At 67.8% G+C, this 16,609-nt stretch carries 16 protein-coding genes, 1 tRNA gene and 2 pseudogenes; 9 read left to right on the top strand and 10 right to left on the bottom strand.

What is annotated here, in order from left to right:
- Nucleotides 1–4: 4 nt before the first annotated feature.
- Complete coding sequence (locus ACOFKS_RS03595; RefSeq protein WP_419807871.1) at nt 5–658, bottom strand: hypothetical protein; 654 nt, start codon at nt 656–658, stop codon at nt 5–7.
- 139 nt (nt 659–797) lie between these two features.
- Here ACOFKS_RS03595 and ACOFKS_RS03590 point away from each other — a divergent pair, with 139 nt between their 5' ends.
- The 4 genes from ACOFKS_RS03590 (at nt 798) to aguB (ending at nt 4,562) form a co-directional block, all read left to right on the top strand.
- Entirely contained in the window at nt 798–2,438 is a 1,641-nt protein-coding gene (locus ACOFKS_RS03590) for a M28 family peptidase (RefSeq protein ID WP_419807870.1), read from the top strand.
- Between the two features lie 4 nt (nt 2,439–2,442).
- Nucleotides 2,443–3,411: an agmatine deiminase family protein gene (locus ACOFKS_RS03585; protein WP_419807869.1), complete on the top strand. Its 969-nt coding sequence runs from the start codon at nt 2,443–2,445 to the stop codon at nt 3,409–3,411.
- Nucleotides 3,412–3,505: 94 nt separating this feature from the next.
- Nucleotides 3,506–3,634 (top strand): hypothetical protein, encoded by a 129-nt coding sequence (locus ACOFKS_RS03580; RefSeq protein WP_419807868.1) that lies wholly within the window; start codon nt 3,506–3,508, stop codon nt 3,632–3,634.
- Between the two features lie 67 nt (nt 3,635–3,701).
- On the top strand, nt 3,702–4,562 hold the full coding sequence (gene aguB, locus ACOFKS_RS03575) for an N-carbamoylputrescine amidase (RefSeq protein WP_419807867.1): 861 nt from the start codon (nt 3,702–3,704) through the stop codon (nt 4,560–4,562).
- Here aguB and ACOFKS_RS03570 read toward each other — a convergent pair.
- Both ACOFKS_RS03570 and ACOFKS_RS03565 read right to left on the bottom strand, forming a co-directional pair.
- Nucleotides 4,559–5,521: an alpha/beta fold hydrolase gene (locus ACOFKS_RS03570; RefSeq protein ID WP_419807866.1), complete on the bottom strand. Its 963-nt coding sequence runs from the start codon at nt 5,519–5,521 to the stop codon at nt 4,559–4,561. The genes aguB and ACOFKS_RS03570 overlap by 4 nt on opposite strands.
- Nucleotides 5,511–6,182: a uracil-DNA glycosylase gene (locus tag ACOFKS_RS03565; protein ID WP_419807865.1), complete on the bottom strand. Its 672-nt coding sequence runs from the start codon at nt 6,180–6,182 to the stop codon at nt 5,511–5,513. Before ACOFKS_RS03565 ends, ACOFKS_RS03570 begins: the two co-directional genes overlap by 11 nt.
- 22 nt (nt 6,183–6,204) lie before the next feature.
- Between ACOFKS_RS03565 and folK the strand changes: the two genes are divergently transcribed.
- The gene (folK, locus tag ACOFKS_RS03560) at nt 6,205–6,708 is read left to right on the top strand and encodes a 2-amino-4-hydroxy-6-hydroxymethyldihydropteridine diphosphokinase (protein ID WP_419807864.1); all 504 of its coding nucleotides are present in this window, start codon (nt 6,205–6,207) and stop codon (nt 6,706–6,708) included.
- A tRNA-Lys gene (locus tag ACOFKS_RS03555) sits at nt 6,699–6,774 on the top strand. The genes folK and ACOFKS_RS03555 overlap by 10 nt, the downstream gene beginning before the upstream one ends.
- Before the next feature lie 277 nt (nt 6,775–7,051).
- Here ACOFKS_RS03555 and ACOFKS_RS03550 read toward each other — a convergent pair.
- The 5 genes and pseudogenes from ACOFKS_RS03550 to ACOFKS_RS03530 form a co-directional block, all read right to left on the bottom strand.
- Nucleotides 7,052–7,714, bottom strand: coding sequence for an FAD-dependent monooxygenase (locus tag ACOFKS_RS03550; protein ID WP_419807863.1), 663 nt, complete (start codon nt 7,712–7,714; stop codon nt 7,052–7,054).
- Between the two features lie 318 nt (nt 7,715–8,032).
- Complete coding sequence (locus tag ACOFKS_RS03545) at nt 8,033–8,560, bottom strand: metallophosphoesterase (protein WP_419807862.1); 528 nt, start codon at nt 8,558–8,560, stop codon at nt 8,033–8,035.
- Nucleotides 8,561–8,638: 78 nt separating this feature from the next.
- Nucleotides 8,639–8,755 (bottom strand): annotated as a pseudogene (locus ACOFKS_RS03540) (hypothetical protein); the annotation flags it as partial.
- A gap of 182 nt (nt 8,756–8,937) precedes the next feature.
- Nucleotides 8,938–10,092, bottom strand: a complete 1,155-nt coding sequence (locus ACOFKS_RS03535) for a CaiB/BaiF CoA transferase family protein (RefSeq protein ID WP_419807861.1) — start codon at nt 10,090–10,092, stop codon at nt 8,938–8,940.
- Between the two features lie 198 nt (nt 10,093–10,290).
- Nucleotides 10,291–11,372 (bottom strand): annotated as a pseudogene (locus ACOFKS_RS03530) (IS3 family transposase).
- 409 nt (nt 11,373–11,781) lie between these two features.
- Between ACOFKS_RS03530 and ACOFKS_RS03525 the strand changes: the two are divergent.
- Entirely contained in the window at nt 11,782–13,872 is a 2,091-nt protein-coding gene (locus tag ACOFKS_RS03525; RefSeq protein ID WP_419807860.1) for a catalase, read from the top strand.
- Nucleotides 13,873–13,988: 116 nt separating this feature from the next.
- Complete coding sequence (locus tag ACOFKS_RS03520; protein WP_419807859.1) at nt 13,989–14,183, top strand: EAL domain-containing protein; 195 nt, start codon at nt 13,989–13,991, stop codon at nt 14,181–14,183.
- Nucleotides 14,184–14,464: 281 nt separating this feature from the next.
- Here the strand turns inward: ACOFKS_RS03520 and ACOFKS_RS03515 are convergent, their stop codons facing one another.
- Nucleotides 14,465–15,430, bottom strand: coding sequence for a GGDEF domain-containing protein (locus ACOFKS_RS03515; protein WP_419807858.1), 966 nt, complete (start codon nt 15,428–15,430; stop codon nt 14,465–14,467).
- A 171-nt stretch (nt 15,431–15,601) separates the two neighbouring features.
- Nucleotides 15,602–15,838: a dienelactone hydrolase family protein gene (locus ACOFKS_RS03510; RefSeq protein WP_419807857.1), complete on the bottom strand. Its 237-nt coding sequence runs from the start codon at nt 15,836–15,838 to the stop codon at nt 15,602–15,604.
- Nucleotides 15,839–15,964: 126 nt separating this feature from the next.
- Here ACOFKS_RS03510 and ACOFKS_RS03505 point away from each other — a divergent pair, with 126 nt between their 5' ends.
- The gene (locus tag ACOFKS_RS03505) at nt 15,965–16,555 is read left to right on the top strand and encodes an NADPH-dependent FMN reductase (protein ID WP_419807856.1); all 591 of its coding nucleotides are present in this window, start codon (nt 15,965–15,967) and stop codon (nt 16,553–16,555) included.
- The last annotated feature ends 54 nt before the right edge of the window (nt 16,556–16,609 follow it).

Below are 16,609 nucleotides of genomic sequence, written 5' to 3'. Positions count from 1 at the left end.
GCGTCTACCCGCCGCCGGTCAGGCCGCGCAGTTCCATAATCCGCACCGTACCATGGCCGTCGGCGATGTATTCGACCGCCCCCGGCCGCGCCGGCTCGACGACGGAGCGGGTCAGGCGGGTCGTGTCGAGGCGTTCGACCCCGAGGCCGGCGGCGCTGGAGGCCAGCATCGTGCCGGTGCTGCGTTCGGGTACGAACTGGCGGGTGATGAGCACGCCGCCGCCGGGGCCGCGGCTCATGTCGATGATGGTGCCGCCCTGCTGCGCGAAGCCGATGGCGTCGCTGCTCTGGGCGCTCAGGACCTTCAGGTTCCTGCCGTCGCTGTCGACGGCGAACAGCCGGGTATAGCCCAGCCGCTTCGACATGCCGTTGTCGACCGACATGTAGAGGTCGCACACCAGGCGGGTGTCGGTCGACCAGGCGCACGACGACAACCGGTCGGGGTCGCCGGTCGAGCGCAGGATCACCACCGGCTCCCCGCCCTTCACCGGATCGGCGACCTCCAGCACCTCGCCGCGGCCCGACGGCGCGATGATCGCGACGTGGGTGCCGTCGGGCGAGAGGCTGATCTGGCTGACCGCCTCTCGCGCACCGAACGCCCGCGCGACCGGTGCGACATCCGTGGCGGCCACCGCCATGATGGCGAGAATGGTGAACATGCGAGATCGCCTCCCCTTGCGGCGAGGCTAATCGTGCTTGGGGTGGGGATCAATCCGGTGTGCCGACAACTCCGACCCACCCGCTTGCGCGTGTCCCGGCGCTGCGGCACACCCTCGCGCATCGTTCCGGAGTGACCGCATGTCCCGCCTGCCCGCCCTCCTGTTTCTCGCCACCGCAGCCCCCGTGCTCGCCCAGACGGCGCCCGCCATCTCGGTCGACACGCTGCGGTCGGTGACGCGCGAGCTGTCGTCCGACGCCTATGAGGGCCGCGCGCCGACCACGCCGGCGGAGGCGAAGACGGTCGCCTACATCATCGAGCGCTTCAAGGCGGCGGGCCTTCAACCCGGCAACGCCGGCGGCTGGACGCAGGACGTGCCGATGGTGGAGCTGACCGCGCAGGCCGTCCGACCGCTCACCTTCACCGGCGGCCGTGCCCCCGTGACGATGGCGTATCGGACCGACATGGTCGCAGCCACCTATCGCGTCACGCCGTCGATCGCGGTCGCGGACTCGCCCGTGGTGTTCGTCGGCTATGGCATCACCGCGCCCGAGCAGCGGTGGGACGATTATGCCGGCGTCGACGTGCGCGGCAAGACGGTGGTGATCCTGGTCAACGATGCCGACTGGCGCACCCCTGCCTCCGGGACGCGTGCGGGCCCGTTCGAGGGTCGGGCGATGACATGGTACGGGCGCTGGCCCTACAAGTTCGAGAATGCCGCGAAGCATGGCGCGGCGGCGGCGATCATCGTCCATGATACCGAACCCGCCGCCTATCCCTGGGCGGTGGTGCAGTCGAGCTGGACCGGTCCGCAATACGAACTGGACGAGACCGGCGGCCATCTGGACCAGAGCCAGGTGATCGGCTGGATGCAGCTCGCCAAGGCGAAGGAGCTGTTCGCGAGCGCGGGTCAGGACTTCGATCGCCTGAGCACCGCCGCCGCGCAGCGCGGGTTCAAGGCGGTGCCGCTCGGCGTCGCCATGTCGACGGGCTTCACGAACGCGGTCCGCCGTTCGATGTCGAAGAACGTGATCGGCGTGCTGCCGGGCACGTCGACGCCGCAGGATACGGTGCTCTACACCGCGCATTGGGATCACCTGGGCCGGTGCGACGCCGTCGACGGAGACGACATCTGCAACGGCGCGCTCGACAACGCCAGCGGCGTCGCGGGGCTGGTCGCGCTGGCGGAGGCGCATGCCAAGGCCGGGCCGGCGCAGCGCTCGATCGCGTTCCTGGCGGTGACGGCGGAGGAATCGGGGCTGCTCGGCTCGCGTTATTATGCCGAACATCCGGTGTTTCCGCTCGCCCGCACCGTCGGCGGGGTCAACATGGATGTCCTCAACGTCGCCGGGCGCGCCCGCGACTTCGTCCTGACCGGCGCCGGCAAGTCCGAGATCGAAGACCTGGCCCGCCCCTTCATCCTGGCGCAGGACCGCGTCGTCGGCGCGGAGCCCAACCCGGAGCGCGGCGGCTATTACCGGTCCGACCATTTCTCGTTCGCGCGACTGGGCGTGCCGATGCTCGACGGCGGCTCGGGACAGGACCTGCGCGTCGGCGGAATCGCGGCGGGCCATGCGGCGGCGGAGGATTATACCGCGCACCGCTATCACAAGCCGCAGGACGAATATGACCCGGGCTGGGACTGGACCGGCGCGGTCGAGGACCTGCGGATCTATTACGGGCTCGGGCGCAAGCTCGCCGACACGCCGGGGCTGTGGCCGAACTGGTACCCGACCGCCGAGTTCCGCGGCGTCCGCGACCGCAGCCGGGCGGAGCGCTGACGCCGTGCCGACCCGCCCGCCCCACCCCGAATGGGCGCCGCACGCGGCCGTCTGGATCGGCTTTCCAAGCCACGCCGAGCTGTGGGCGGACGACTTGGAGCCCGCGCGTGAGGAGGTCGTCGCCTTTGCTCGCGCGGTCCATGCCGACGGGCGCGGCGAGCGCGTGCTGCTGGTCGCCGCCGACGCCGAGGCCGGGATCGCGGCCACGGCGATGGCCCCGTTCGCGCAGGTGGTGGTGGAGCCGTTCGGCGATATCTGGTTGCGCGACACCGGCCCGATCGTCGGCGGCGACGGCACCGCGCGGCTGTTCCGCTTTAACGGCTGGGGCGGCAAATACGACCTGCCCGGCGACGACACGGTCGGCGCGCGGCTGGCGCGCGGGCGCGGGCTGACGGCGTTCGGCGCGGACTGGGTGCTGGAGGGCGGCGCGCTTGACGGCGACGGGACAGGGACCGTCGTCACCACCGAACAATGCCTGCTCAACCCCAACCGCAACGGGTTGATGGCCAAGGCGGAGATCGAGACGCGGCTCGCCGCCGACCTGGGCTACACGCAGGTGGTGTGGCTCGGCGAAGGACTGCTCAACGACCACACCGACGGCCATGTCGACAACCTCGCACGCTTCGTAGCGCCCGGCGTGCTGGCGGTGCCGGAGGCGGCGGAGAACGATCCCAACTGGCAGGTCTATCAACACGCGCGCCGCGATGCGGAGGCGGCCGGGCTGCAGGTGGTGACGGTGCCGTCGGCGGGCCGCGTCCTGCGCGACGAGCAGATCGTGCCTGCGAGCTATATGAACTTCTACATCGGCAACGCGGCCGTGGTGGTCCCGACCTATGGCACCCCCAACGACGCCACCGCCGTGGCCGCGATCGGCGCGCTGTTCCCCGGTCGCGACGCGATCGGCCTGCGCGCGGACGCGATCCTGACCGGCGGGGGGAGCTTCCACTGCATCTCGCAGCAGGTGCCGGGGTGAAGGAGCCGACGCTACAGGTGCGGGTCGCCCCCGGCGTTCCGTTCGCCTTACGCTTCGTCGGGGTCGGCATCGGGTTCTCGCCGTTGCCGCGCTGGTGATCGTACTGACTGGCGGCGAGATCTGGGACAAGGCAGCCGACCGCACGATGACGCTGCGCGAAATGCTGCGGATGGCTATCCTGCTGGCGAGGCGCGGTTGGGGGCTTGTGGTGGGCCGGCGGTAGGCTACTTCGCCGGAACGGTGACACGCACAGGCTGTCGCGCAACGCGAACGACACTATGTAGCCGCGCATGACCCAGATCACCGTCGCCGCCCTGCAACTCGGCTTTACGCCCGACCTCGACCGCAACATCGCGCATGTCTCGCGGCTGGTCCACGAGGCCGCGGCGCGAGGCGCGCAGGTGATCCTGCCGCCGGAGCTGTTCGAGGGCGAGTATTTCTGCCGCGTCGAGGACGAGGGGATGTTCGCGAACGCCAAGCCGGTCGGCGAGCACAAGGCGGTGCTGGCGATGCAGGCGCTCGCCGAGGCGTTGCACGTCACGATTCCGACCAGCTTCTTCGAGGCGGACGGGCCGCACCACTACAACAGCCTCGCGATGATCGGCCCGGACGGCGAGGTGCAGGGCGTCTATCGCAAGAGCCATATCCCGGACGGGCCGGGCTATGAGGAAAAGTTCTATTTCCGCCCCGGCAACACCGGGTTCAAGGTCTGGCCCGGCGGCAAGGACATTGCGGGAACTACGCTCGGCGTCGGCGTCTGCTGGGACCAATGGTATCCCGAAACCGCGCGCGCGATGATGCTGATGGGCGCGGAGATACTGTTCTACCCCACCGCGATCGGGTCGGAGCCGCACGACACCAGCCTCGATACGGCGCGGCTGTGGCGGCGCGCGATGGTCGGGCATGCGGTGTCCAACGTCGTGCCGATCGTCGCCGCCAACCGGGTTGGGATCGAACACGGCCAGACCTTCTACGGCACCAGCTTCATCGCCGACGAGCGCGGCGACATCCTGGCGGAACTCGACCGCGAGGAGGAGGGCGTCATCATGGCCACGATCGACCTCGACCGCGTCAGGCGTCACCGTGCCGCCTTCGGCTTCTTTCGCGACCGCCGCCCGGAGCTGTACGGGCGGCTGGTGCAGGACATCTAGCGCGCCGTCGCGGCCTTGGCGACAAAGCGCGCGGTCAGGTCGGGCTGCGTCACCGGCAGCATGTGGCCGCCGGCGGTCAGCTCCAGCCGCGCGCGCGCGATCTGCGCGGCGGTGGTCTCGCCGTTGGTGTGAAAGTCGAGGATGTTGTCCTCGCGCCCATAGAGAATCGAGACCGGCAGCGTCAGCTCGCCATAGCGCGCGGCGATGCCCGTCAGCTCGTCCGCCGCCGCCTGCATCTCGAAGATCGCGGCGTAGACGTTACCCGGCCGCAGCGCGAGCACGCCGCCGCCCCTGATGCCGAAATCGTCGGGCACCGGCTCGGGCGCGAACACGGCTGCCGTCGTCCGCGTCCCGGTCAGTGCCCCCATCGGCACGGCGACCAGATTGGCGATCAGCGTGCGTGCCACCTTCGACGCCCCGCCCGCCGCCAACCCCTTGAACGCGGCCGGCACCTCGGTCTGCGGCTGCGTCAGCGGCGCGATCAGTGCCAAGCCGCTGACCAGCCCCGGATGATCGAGCGCCAGCGATAGGCTGATCGCGCCGCCCAGCGAATGACCGACCAGCAACGGCTTCTCGATGCCCAGCTCACGGATCGCGCCGGCGATCAGGTCGGCCTGCGCCTTCAGCCCCGGCTCGACGCCCGCCAGCACGGTCGAATAGCCCGAACGTGGCCGGTCGATGACGATCAGCCGGTGATGCGCGGACAGCCGCTCGGTCAGCGCATAGGTGAAGTTGCGGAGCTGGCCGCCAAGTCCGTGCACCAGCACGATCGGCGGTCCCCCAACATCATTGGCGCCGATGTCGACATAGTGGAGCCGGGCGCCGTCGACCTCGACGAATCGTCCGTCCGCCGGGACCTGCCGCTCGGCGCGCCGTCCCGCCCAGTGCGAAAAGGCCGCCAGCCCCGCCCCCGCCAGCGCGACGCCCGCACCGATCACCGTTGCCTTGTTACGCGCCACATTCCGTCTCCTTCAGCTTGATCGCCCGCGCGAACACCGCGTCGAACATGGCCGTCGTCAGCTTGCCGGTGTTCTGGTTGTAGCGCGAGCAGTGGTAGCTATCGATCAGCAGACGCCCGTCGGGCAGCCGATGTTCCGCAAGGTGCCCGAACTTCGCCGCGCTCAGCTTCAGCCCGAACGTGCGGCACACCGAGTCATGCGCGATCTTGCCCAGCGCGACCAGCACGCGCACGTCGGTCAGGGCGGCGAGCGGCGCCTCCAGGAACGGGCGACAGGTCGCGATCTCGGCGGGGGTCGGCTTGTTCTCCGGCGGCAGGCAGCGCACCGCATTGACGATCACCGATCCGGTCAGCGTCAGCCCGTCCGCCAGATCGGCGGCATAGGTGCCGGTCGCGAGCCGATGGCGCAGCAGTGTCGCGTAGAGCAGCTCGCCGGCGAAATCGCCGGTGAACGGCCGCCCGGTCCGGTTCGCGCCATGCTTGCCCGGCGCCAGCCCGACCACCGCCAGCCACGCCGCCGGGTCGCCCCACGCCGGCACCGGCGCGTTCCACCAGCTTGGATGCTCGACGCGCAGCGCGTCGCGGAACGCCACGAGGCGCGGGCATAGCGGGCAATCGTGCGGCGGCTCGGTGGCGGGGAACGGCGACGATGCGGCGGGCATCGCGGTGCGGTAGGGAGGCGGCGTGGGCACCACAACCTATCTCGTCGCGCTCGGCGCCAACCGCCGCAGCCGCCACGGCAGCCCGGCGCAGGCGGTCGCGGCCGCGATCGCACGGCTCGACGGCGTCGTCGCCACCTCGCCGATCGTGGCGAGCGCGCCGCTCGGCCCGTCGACGCGGCGCTTCGCCAACGCGGCGGTGCTGGTCGAAAGCGACCTCGCGCCGCCGGCGATGCTCGTCAGACTCAAGGGCATCGAGCGCGATTTCGGGCGTCGGCGCGGGCGACGCTGGGGGGCGCGCGCGATCGACCTCGACCTGATCCTGTGGTCGGTCGGCGTGTGGCGCTCGCCCGGCCTGACGGTGCCGCATCCCGCGTATCGCGAGCGCCGCTTCGTCCTTGATCCGCTGCTCGCCATCGCGCCCGGCTGGCGCGATCCGGCCGACGGACTTACCGTCCGCCATCTCCAGCACCGGTTGACCGCATCGCGGCCGGTGAATAGGCGCGAAGACCCGCTGATGGGTCCGTAGCTCAGTCGGTAGAGCAAGCGACTTTTAATCGAGAGGTCCCGGGTTCGAGCCCCGGCGGACCCACCAGCGGCCATTGTCACTCGCACAAGCTGACAGTGACATCGGCACGCCCGATGATGGCACCGGCAGGATCGCGCCTAGCCGCGAGCGGTCAGACCGCTGGCGCACCTCGTCATTGTCAAGAACGGAACCCTGTCGTGTCGACGACGGGATGCCTGCGGGTTCGACCGCGACCTCAATTAAATCGCGGCGGGCCGCCTCGACCAGACGCTCGGGCATTCGACGCAATCCACCAGCGTCTTCCGCACACAGGCAGAAGCCGGTCGCCTTGCCTTCAATGGTCCTATCCCTGCAAGCGATAGGGTTTCAGCGCCACCCGGCCGTTGGACCAGCGCGGCATCCGCACCTGACGTAGGACATCGAAGTAGAAGTCGTCGGTCGTCGCCATGCCGTCGAGCACGCGTCCGGTCTGCCAACCCGCATCGGCGAAGCGCTCGCGCAGCCACGCTTTCCGGCGATCGGCGTCCCAGTCCTGCTCGCCGCCGGGCGGCTGCTGCACCGAGAGCATGGCTCGGGCGGTGCCATGCCGATCGGGCCGGAGCGACACGCTGCGACCGCCCGGCGCATTGTACCAGCGCCACAGCCGGTCATCGTCGGCCTCGCGCGGGATGGTGAAGTAGGCGCAGCCGGGCCAGGTCGCCGCGCAGGATTGCCATCTCGGCGGTCGGTCCGTCCGCACCCGTATCGGCGGTGAGGAACTGTGCGGCGACCTGGCCGTCCTCCTCGACCAGGCCGTACCCTCGGTGCCGTGATCCAACGCCGCCTGCTCGAGACCTATCCGGCGCAAAACCTCGCGGCCGACACCGCGCACGTCGATGTTCTGGCCGCCGTCACGAAAGCCGGGCGTCCGCTCGACCACGGTGACGTCGAGGCCGGCGCGTCCCAGCCACCAAGCAGCGGTGGTGCCGGCGACGCTCGCGCCGGTGATCAGGATACGATCGCGCATCGGGACGGATATTCCTCGGCATGCTCAACGATCCGGGCTGCAGAAGCGCTCCGGCGGAGCAGGATACGGCCTGATTTATATCATTATTTCGGGATGTTCGCGGCTTGGCGACGGACCCCATTGCTACGTCGATGACGTTGCTGGCGACATCCGCGACCGCCAGGTCGATCTCCGCCGCGAGGGCGACGACGTGCTTGCCGCCGCCCTGCCTCACCTCGCCGCGCGGGAGCAGATCGCCGGTCAGGGCCACGCCAAGCTGCTCGGCGGCTCCCGCCCAGCGGCGGTGGAGCAGGATGCCCGCACATCGCTTCGGCATGCTCAGCGGTCGGGTTTCGGGGACAGCGCAGCGGCACGCACGGTGCGGGCGGCCAGCAGGTCGTCGAGGGTCACCGGGGCGAAGCCGTGCACGTCCACCCCGACATCGAACTGCCGCGGTATCGGCTTGAGGCGGCCATGGCTATGCCCGTGCAGGTTCAGCGCGCCCTTGTGCTGCCCGTTCCAGCTGCGGAACGGGTAGTGGCACAGGACCAGTCGTCGGTCGTCCGCCTCGATTTCCGCATAGTCACCGACGCTCGCCCAGCCGGGCGCCTCGAGCGTTGCGTCGGGATCGTTGTTTCCGCGCAGTAGGTGCTTGGTGCCGCATAGCCGGGCGAGGAGGGCCGGCACGTCGCCCGGTCGCCTGGCGACGTCGCCAAGGTGCCAGACGACATCGTCCGGCCCGACCGCCGCGTTCCAGCGCTCGACAAGAACGTCGTCCATCTCTGCGGCGCTCGCGAACGGCCGCCGCTGGATGTTGATCGTGCGGTGGTCCCCGAAATGGGTGTCGGCGGTGAAAAACATCGTCATACCGTGCATGAACGCCCGTGGGCCTGGACAGGTGGCGATCCTACCGGACCAGCGCCTTGGATTGTCGCGGTCGCGCCTGCTGCCCCGCACCGTCGCCCCGCTCGCAAGGCCGACGGTGAAGTCGCCCGAACGCTCGACAGCCACCTTGCGGATGGCGTCGACCTGAACGACCAGCCCGCGATGGATGCGGACGAAAGACTCGCCTGGGCCCGCGACGAACTGGGCGACGGTGGCGAGGTCCTTGCGGTGTTCGTAGACGGTCCGTCCGCCCTAGGCGCATCGCCCCGACGCAGGCCGTTGCGGTTGACGACGGTTCCTCGAACACGTTCGAACGCCAGTGCAGAGCTAGCTGTCGTTGAAAGCGACGGACGAATGGATCACTCGTTTTCCTCGATCGTCGGTGCCGCGAACGAATCAGGGCCCGGAGTCCGCGAATATTTGATGGCGTGGGCGACGCCCCGGTAGCTGCCCAGCTTGGGATGGGCGATCGAGCGGACGATGTTTTCGGCGCGAACCTGCGGATGGTCGAACATGTCGTCGATCGGTCGTACCGCCGAGCATGGTACGACATCGCCGAGCAGACCCTCCCATTCGACCGCCGTGCGACTCAACAAGGCTTGGCGCAGAACCGGCAAGAGCTCGTCGGAACGCGCTGCACGCTTGCGAACCGAATCATACCGGGAATCGTTGGCGAGGTGGCACAATCCCGTGCGCTCGCACAACGCCTTCCAGAAATGTGCGGTATTGGCCGACAGGTACAGGTAGCCGTCGGCGGTGGGGTGCAGCCCGGTGATGCCGCCGGATCGCATGTCGCGCGCGATGTCGTTCGCCTCCCCCTGCGCTTGAACCATCCGAGCCGACTGCATCGCCAGCGCGCTCCGCAACAGCGACACGCCGACATATTGACCGACCTTACTCCGCTCGCGCTCGAACAGGGCGGAGGCGACGCCGGCGGCGACCAGCGCCGCCGCATAATAATCGACCGGCGAGCCATAGGTCAGCTCCGGTAACGGCGGTTTGCCCTGCAGCACGCACATGCCGGTGAACGCCTGCAGCACCTGATCGTACCCGGCCTTGCCGCGCATCGGCCCATCCTCGCCATAGCCGGATACGACACAGTAGATCAGGCGGGGGTTGAGCGCCGCCAGCCGGTCGTGATCGATCCCGAGCCGCTCCGCGACGCCCGGCCGGAAATTGTGCACCAGAACGTCCGCCTCGACCACCAGATCGAGCAGCACCTGCCGTTTCGTCCGATCCTTGAGGTCGAGCACCATGCCCCGCTTGCTGCGGTTGACCCCCAGAAACGCGCGGTTCTTACCGTCGAGGGTAGACGGATAGGCACGCAGGTTGTCGCCGCCGGGCGGCTCGACCTTGATGACGTCGGCGCCCTGGTCGGCCAGCAGCGAACAGCCGTAGGGGCCGGCGATATAGGCGCTGAGATCGAGCACGCCGATCCCGGTGAGCGGCCCCGGCGGGCCGAGGCGGTCGGGATTGGCGAAGCCGGACGGACGCCCGGTCGGCGATGTCTTCACGGTCAGGTGCCCGGTTGCGAGTAGGGATAAGGCGCAAACAACCCCCGCTGCCACGAGCGGGGATCGCGTTCGATCCGGCTGGTCGTGTCGAAGACCATCGTCGCCCGTTCGTCCAGCGCATAGGGCTGCCAGGGCGTTGATCCCGGCGGCGTCGGATCGCCCGTTGAGCGGCCCCCACCGGGTGGTCCGGGTGGATCGTTAGTGCATTGTCGTCTCCACCGCTTCTGGTGCGGGCGGCCGGTAACCCAGGCTGCTGTGTGGCCGGACGGTGTTGTAGTGGCGCCGCCATGCCTCGATCAGCACCTTGGCCTCGGCGAGGCTGTAGAAGATCTCACCGTTGAGCAGTTCGTCGCGAAGCGAACCGTTGAAGCTCTCGTTATAACCGTTCTCCCAAGGTGACCGCGGCGCGATGTAGAGCGTTCTCACGCCGATCTGGCCGAGCCAGGTCTGAACCGCGGTGGCGATGAACTCGCTGCCGTTATCCGATCTGATGTGCGCGGGCGGACCTCGCGCGATGAACAGCTCGGCCAGAGCTGCCAGCACGTCTTCGTGGCGGAGCTGGCGTGACACGACCAGCGCCAGGCACTCGCGACTGGCCTCGTCGATGATGGTGAGGATGCGGAACTTGCGCCCGTCGTGGGTGCGTTCCTCGACGAAGTCGTATGCCCAGACATGCCCCGGATATTCGGGCCGCAGCCGAACGGACGAGCCGTCGTTTAGCCATAGCCGGCCGCGTTTCGGCTGCCGCTGCGGCACCTTCAGGCCCTCGCGCCGCCAGATCCGTTCCACCCGTTTGTGGTTCGCCGACCACCCCGCCGCGTGCAGCAGAGCGGTCACCCGGCGATAGCCGTAGCGCCCGTACTGCCCGGCCAACGCGACGACGTCTTCCGTCAACGCTCGTTCGTCGTCTGCCCCGCACGGCACCTTGCGCTGCGTCGACCGGTGCTGGCCAAGAACGCGGCACACGCGTCGCTCGGATACGGTCCAGCACCTCTTTCACCTGGTCGATGCAGCGCCGACGCCGTGCGGGGCTCAGAAGTTTCCCCGTGCCGCCTCCTGCAAGATCAGCTTGTCAGCGTCAGGTCCGAGATCGCACGCCGCAGCCGCAGGTTCTCCTTCTCCAGGTCCTTCATCCGGCGAGCCTGATCTGTCTTCAGGCCGCCATACTCCTTGCGCCAACGATAGTAGGTCTGCTCGCTGACCGCGATCCGCCCGCATGCCTCGGCCGTCGTCCCGCCCTGGCCCAGCACGATCTCAACTTCACGCAGCTTCCCGATAATCTCCTCGGGCTTGTGCTTCCTGGCAGGCTTTCGTCGTCACTTCCTCGGTCCAGACTGTCATAGTCGATGGACCACTCAGAAGGGGGCAGCTCAGTGCTGCCGCTCAATATGACGGGCTGATCGCAGCGCAAGGCAAGCAGTAACGGAAAGCGCGGATTCGCCGCACGACGCAGGTCTGGTAAGGCGGCCCGAGCTACCTACGCCTTTGGCCCACGCATCGCTGCACTGTAGCAACGATCGGTGGCATGATCGTTAGTCGTTAGGTGCGCTCGGGCTCAGCCGCCTCTTCATCCGCATTGGCACCAGCGACCTGGCTCTCCGTCGGTTGCGCGAAATCAGCCTGTTTTCCCGCACCCGGCCGTGCACGCCGTTCGTTGGAGCAGCAATATTATGAAATAGAGGATTACCCATGGCCGAAGCAGATCCCGCCCTTCAGTCCACGCATCGCGGCGGCGGCGAAACCCACCAGATCGCCGATGACGATCATCCGGTTCTCACCACGAACCACGGTACGCCGATTAGCGACAACCAGAACCAGCTGAAGGCCGGCGCGCGCGGCCCGGTGCTGCTGGAGGACGAGGTCTACCGAGAGAAGATCAATCATTTCGACCATGAGCGCATCCCGGAGCGGATCGTCCATGCCCGCGGCTCCGCCGCGCATGGCTATTTCGAGTGCACCGAAAGCCTCGCGGACATCACCTGCGCCGACCTGTTCCAGAAAAAGGGCCAGCGCACGGAGGTGTTCACCCGCTTCTCGACGGTCGCGGGCGGCGCCGGGTCGGTCGACACGCCGCGCGACGTGCGCGGGTTCGCCGTCAAATTCTACACGCGTGAGGGCAATTGGGACCTGGTCGGCAACAACATCCCGGTGTTCTTCATCCAGGACGCGATCAAGTTCCCCGACCTGATCCACGCCGCCAAGATGGAGGCGGACCGAGGCTATCCGCAGGCCGCGACCGCGCATGACACCTTCTGGGACTTCATCAGCCTGATGCCCGAATCGACTCACATGATCATGTGGGCGATGTCGGACCGGACGCTGCCGCGCACCTTTGCCAACATGGAGGGGTTCGGCGTTCACACCTTCCGGTTCGTTTCGAAGGAGGGGAAGAGCACCTTCGTCAAGTTCCACTGGAAGCCCAAGGCGGGCCTCGCCTCGACGATCTGGGACGAGACGGTGAAGATCGCCGGCGCCGACCCGGATTTCCAGCGCCGCGACCTGTTCGAGCGCATCGCGCGCGGCGACTATCCCGAGTGGGACCTTGGCGTGCAGTTGTTCGACGAGGCGTTCGCCGACAGCCAGCCCTATGACGTCCTCGACGCCACCAAGATCATTCCGGAGGAGGTGCTGCCGGTACGGATCGTCGGCAAGATGGTGCTCGACCGCTATCCGGACAATTTCTTCGCGGAGACCGAGCAGGCGGCGTTCGTGCCGAGCCATGTCGTGCCCGGCATCGGTTTTTCGAACGATCCGCTCCTGCAGGGTCGGCTGTTCTCCTACACCGACACGCAGCTGTCGCGGCTCGGCTCCGTCAACTTCCACCAGCTGCCGATCAATCAGGCGAAGGGCACCGCGAGCGGCTGTCCGTTCCTGAACCAGCAGCGTGACGGCCACATGCAGATGCAGGTGCCCAAGGGCCGCGCGAATTACGAGCCCAACAGCCTCGCCAAGGCGGGCGAGCCGGCCGGTTATCGCGAGGACCCGGAGGGCGGATACAAGACCTTCCCGTCCGAGGAGGAGGGCCAGAAGCTGCGGGTCCGGCCGGAGAGCTTCGCCGACCATTACAGCCAGGCGCGGCTGTTCTTCCGGTCGATGGACCCGGCCGAGCAGTCGCACATCGCCTCGGCGCTGGTGTTCGAGCTGAGCAAGGTCTCGCTGGAGCACATCCGCCTGGCGATGGTCGCGAACCTGCGCAACGTCGACGAGGGCCTGGCCGGCCGTGTCGCCGATGGACTGGCGATGGACCTGCCGCCCGCTTCCGCGACCGCGGCCCCAGTCATCGACATGGACCCGTCGCCGGCGTTACGGATCATCCGCGGGCCGCTGGAGAAGCATACGCTGGAGGGCAAGACGGTCGGCATCCTGATCGCCGACGGCACCGATGCGGCAGCGCTCAACGCGCTGACGAGCGCGATCGCCAAGGCAAAGGGCGTGGCCAAGATCATCGCGCCCAAGGTCGGCAAGGTGCCGCTGTCGGACGGCTCCGCCGTAGCCGCCGATGCGCAACTGTTCGGGCAACCATCGGTGACGGTCGATGCCTGCGCGTTGATCCTTTCGGCGGATGCTTGCGCCAAGCTCGTCAAGGAAGGCGCGGCGGTGCAGTGGGTGATGGATGGCTTCGGTCATCTCAAGGCGATCGGTGCCAACGCCGAGGCCAAGCCGCTGCTGGATAAGGCGGGGGTCGAGGCTGACGAGGGCGTGACCGATCTCGCCGCATTCCCCGAAGCGGCTAAGCGGCGGTACTGGGATCGAGAGCCGAAGGTGCGCACGCTAGCGTGAAAGCCGAGGTGACCGGCTGCTCCAATCGGAACGCCGGTCACTTTCGCTCAGCTAAGAAGTTCGGCGACCCTACCCCGCTCTAACGAGCCGAGCTTGAATTTGCCGAAAGCGAGGAGATGGTCGACATCTCGCATGTCGCCAATATCATCGACACCTATCGTCGCCTGGGCTTCGCCACGGCGCTCGACGACCTCGGCGCAGGAAATGCCGGCCTCTCGCTACTGGCACGACTGAAGACCGACATCATCAAGCTGAAGATGGTGCGCGGCATCGACGCCAGCCTGCCTCGTCGCATGATCGTGGAAGGCTGATCGCCATGTGCAATCGGATGGGCATTACGGTGGGGCGGAGGGGATCGAGACGCTGGCAGAGTATGAGTCGCTGCGGGCCATAGGCGTGCGTGACATGCAAGGCGTTCTGATGACCCGCCCCGGCTTCAAGGAATGGCTGGCGCCCGCGCTGCCTGAGGCAGAGATGCTGGGCCGGAGCGCATAGCGACTCGTTTCGCGCGACCCGGATGCGGGCTCGCGCAAGAAAACGGTGCGCGACGCGACGGGCTGTCGGGGGACCACAGGTCGCGCGCGAAGCTGCCTCAGGCAGCTATCACGCAGTTCCGCCCGGCTTCCTTGGCGCGGTAAAGCGCGGCGTCCGCCTCCTCGATTGCCATCGCGTGTGTTGTCCCGCACAGAGCCGCCACGCCGGCAGAATAGCTGATGCGGCCCATCGGCTCGTCCGTTTCGCGCAGCTTGAAATGGCGATCGCCGAGCGCGTCCTTCGCCGTCCCCAGCAAGGTCACGGCGGAATCCACATCACACTTGGCCACGACCATGAATTCCTCGCCGCCCCACCGCCCGACGAAATGTCCGGCCAGCGATTCCGCCAGGCTGGTCGCGACGGCTTTAAGGACGCGATCACCAACGGCATGGCCATAGCGATCGTTGTACGATTTAAAGCGATCGATGTCGCAGATCGCGACGATGTGCCCGGTATCGTCCGGAGCAATACGCGAGAGATGCGTCTGGATCCCGCGGCGGTTCGGCAGGCCGGTCAGCGCGTCGCGCTCGGCGTCGTCCTGCGCTTCCTCTAGTTTTTGGCGCAGCTGATCGACCTGCATGGTGGTCGTGGCAAGCTCGCGCTCGGATCGCTGCGAACGCTCGAGCGTCGCCGCCAGCAGCTCCAGCAACGTCGTCGGATCAACACGCGCAACATCGTCGATGCACCCTGCCAGCTCGCGGCTGAACTCACCTGTAACCGCCGTCGCCGACGCGGCAAGATCCGCGAGACGCAGCGTCTGATGCCGCAAGGTATCAGCACCCGCGTCGCGCGGCGTCGTTGGAAGCGGGCCGGCGCGGCCGAGGAACGTCTCGTGCAGCGCATCCGCCTCGGCCTGCGTGATCCGCACACCCCCGTCGATGATCGCCGCGATCACCTTGCCAAGTGCGAGGTGCGTATCACCGCAGTAAGCGAAGCTCAGCGCATAATTCTGCGGCGAAGGCGGCAGCCGTTGCGCCGCAAGAAACGCAAGTGCCCGTTCGGAAGTGACAAGGATCGCCTTCATGAGCGAGCCGCGTACCGACGCTTGGTTAAAGCCCGGTAGCGACGACGGCGCCTGAGGTAACCTAAGTGATGGGCGCCACGGTTCGTCAACGGGGGAGTCCGGCTTCATCCAACCATGCGCAGCCGGGTAGGCTTCAACGCGGTAGCGCACGCCCGGCTCGGCGAGCGTTGCCTAGAATCGCGCCGCCATCTCTGGCGGCAAGGAGCCGTCATTGACCGCGGCGGCGATGTAGAGGTCGGGCTGAATGCCAGGCGCCAACAGGTGCGGCCTGGTCGGCTGGTCGGTTGCGAGACGGCCGCCATGGAAGCTGCCACCGCCGCGAAGCGCCGGGGCCAAAGTACCCGCTGCGGCAATCGCCATGCCGCCACCCATGCAGAAGTTCCCCGCGCCAACCTTGATGCCGGCCAAATCGCGGGCAGGGTCCCTCGCCAGTCGCAGGCGTGAACGGCTGGCAGGAGCAATCGCCCTCTTCCGTCCGGATCGTCAGTCGTTCATGCGCCTCCTCTGTTCCCGCTACGCTCTGTAGGTGCGATCATGACCAATCGTGTTCTCATCTTCTACGGTTCCTACCGCTCAAACCGGCAGGGTATACGCCTGGCCGATTATCTCGTGCGGGCTCTTCGCGAGCGAGACGCCGAAGTCGAGCTAATCGACGCCAGAGCAGTCGGACTGCCGATGCTCGATCGCATGTACAAGGAGTACCCGCCCGGCGAGGCACCTGAAGCATTGGAGCGGCTCGCGACCAAAATCCGCGCTGCGGACGCCTTCATCTTCGTGGCGGGGGAATATAACTGGGGACAGCAGCCAGGTCTCAAGAACCTGACCGACCACTTTCTCGAGGAGTGGTATTGGCGACCGGCCGCGATCGCGAGCTACTCGGCGGGTCGCCTCGCCGGCGCCCACGCAAGCGTCGCCTGGCATGGCACGCTTTCCGAAATGGGCATGGTCGTGATTTCGAGCACGCTTAGTGTCGGCGCAATCGGTCATGCACTTGACGAGCATGGCGCTCCGACAGGTGATGGAGGCGCGGCACTTGCCCAGGCATTCCCGAGATTTGCCGACGATCTCGCTTGGTGGACTGCCGCCGCCCGCGAGCAGCGCGCACGTTCCGCTCCGCCCTACTGACCACGCCTACCCACTTGTGGTCGTTCAGCGGTGTTCCGACGCCTTCCTGGACGC

The organism is Sphingomonas sp. (assembly GCF_965200135.1).
Lineage (GTDB): Bacteria > Pseudomonadota > Alphaproteobacteria > Sphingomonadales > Sphingomonadaceae > Sphingomonas.
Note: the sequence above shows the minus strand (reverse complement) of the source record. Positions and strands in the feature narration are given on the sequence as shown.

Coding starts and splice junctions, on each gene's coding strand:
- ACOFKS_RS03505 (WP_419807856.1), top strand. CDS start 15,965: ATGACCAATCGTGTTCTCATCTTCTACGGTTCCTACCGCTCAAACCGG.
- ACOFKS_RS03590 (WP_419807870.1), top strand. CDS start 798: ATGTCCCGCCTGCCCGCCCTCCTGTTTCTCGCCACCGCAGCCCCCGTG.
- ACOFKS_RS03550 (WP_419807863.1), bottom strand. CDS start 7,714: ATGCGCGATCGTATCCTGATCACCGGCGCGAGCGTCGCCGGCACCACC.
- aguB (WP_419807867.1), top strand. CDS start 3,702: ATGACCCAGATCACCGTCGCCGCCCTGCAACTCGGCTTTACGCCCGAC.
- ACOFKS_RS03525 (WP_419807860.1), top strand. CDS start 11,782: ATGGCCGAAGCAGATCCCGCCCTTCAGTCCACGCATCGCGGCGGCGGC.
- ACOFKS_RS03595 (WP_419807871.1), bottom strand. CDS start 658: ATGTTCACCATTCTCGCCATCATGGCGGTGGCCGCCACGGATGTCGCA.
- ACOFKS_RS03545 (WP_419807862.1), bottom strand. CDS start 8,560: ATGACGATGTTTTTCACCGCCGACACCCATTTCGGGGACCACCGCACG.
- ACOFKS_RS03520 (WP_419807859.1), top strand. CDS start 13,989: ATGGTCGACATCTCGCATGTCGCCAATATCATCGACACCTATCGTCGC.
- ACOFKS_RS03515 (WP_419807858.1), bottom strand. CDS start 15,430: ATGAAGGCGATCCTTGTCACTTCCGAACGGGCACTTGCGTTTCTTGCG.
- ACOFKS_RS03565 (WP_419807865.1), bottom strand. CDS start 6,182: ATGCCCGCCGCATCGTCGCCGTTCCCCGCCACCGAGCCGCCGCACGAT.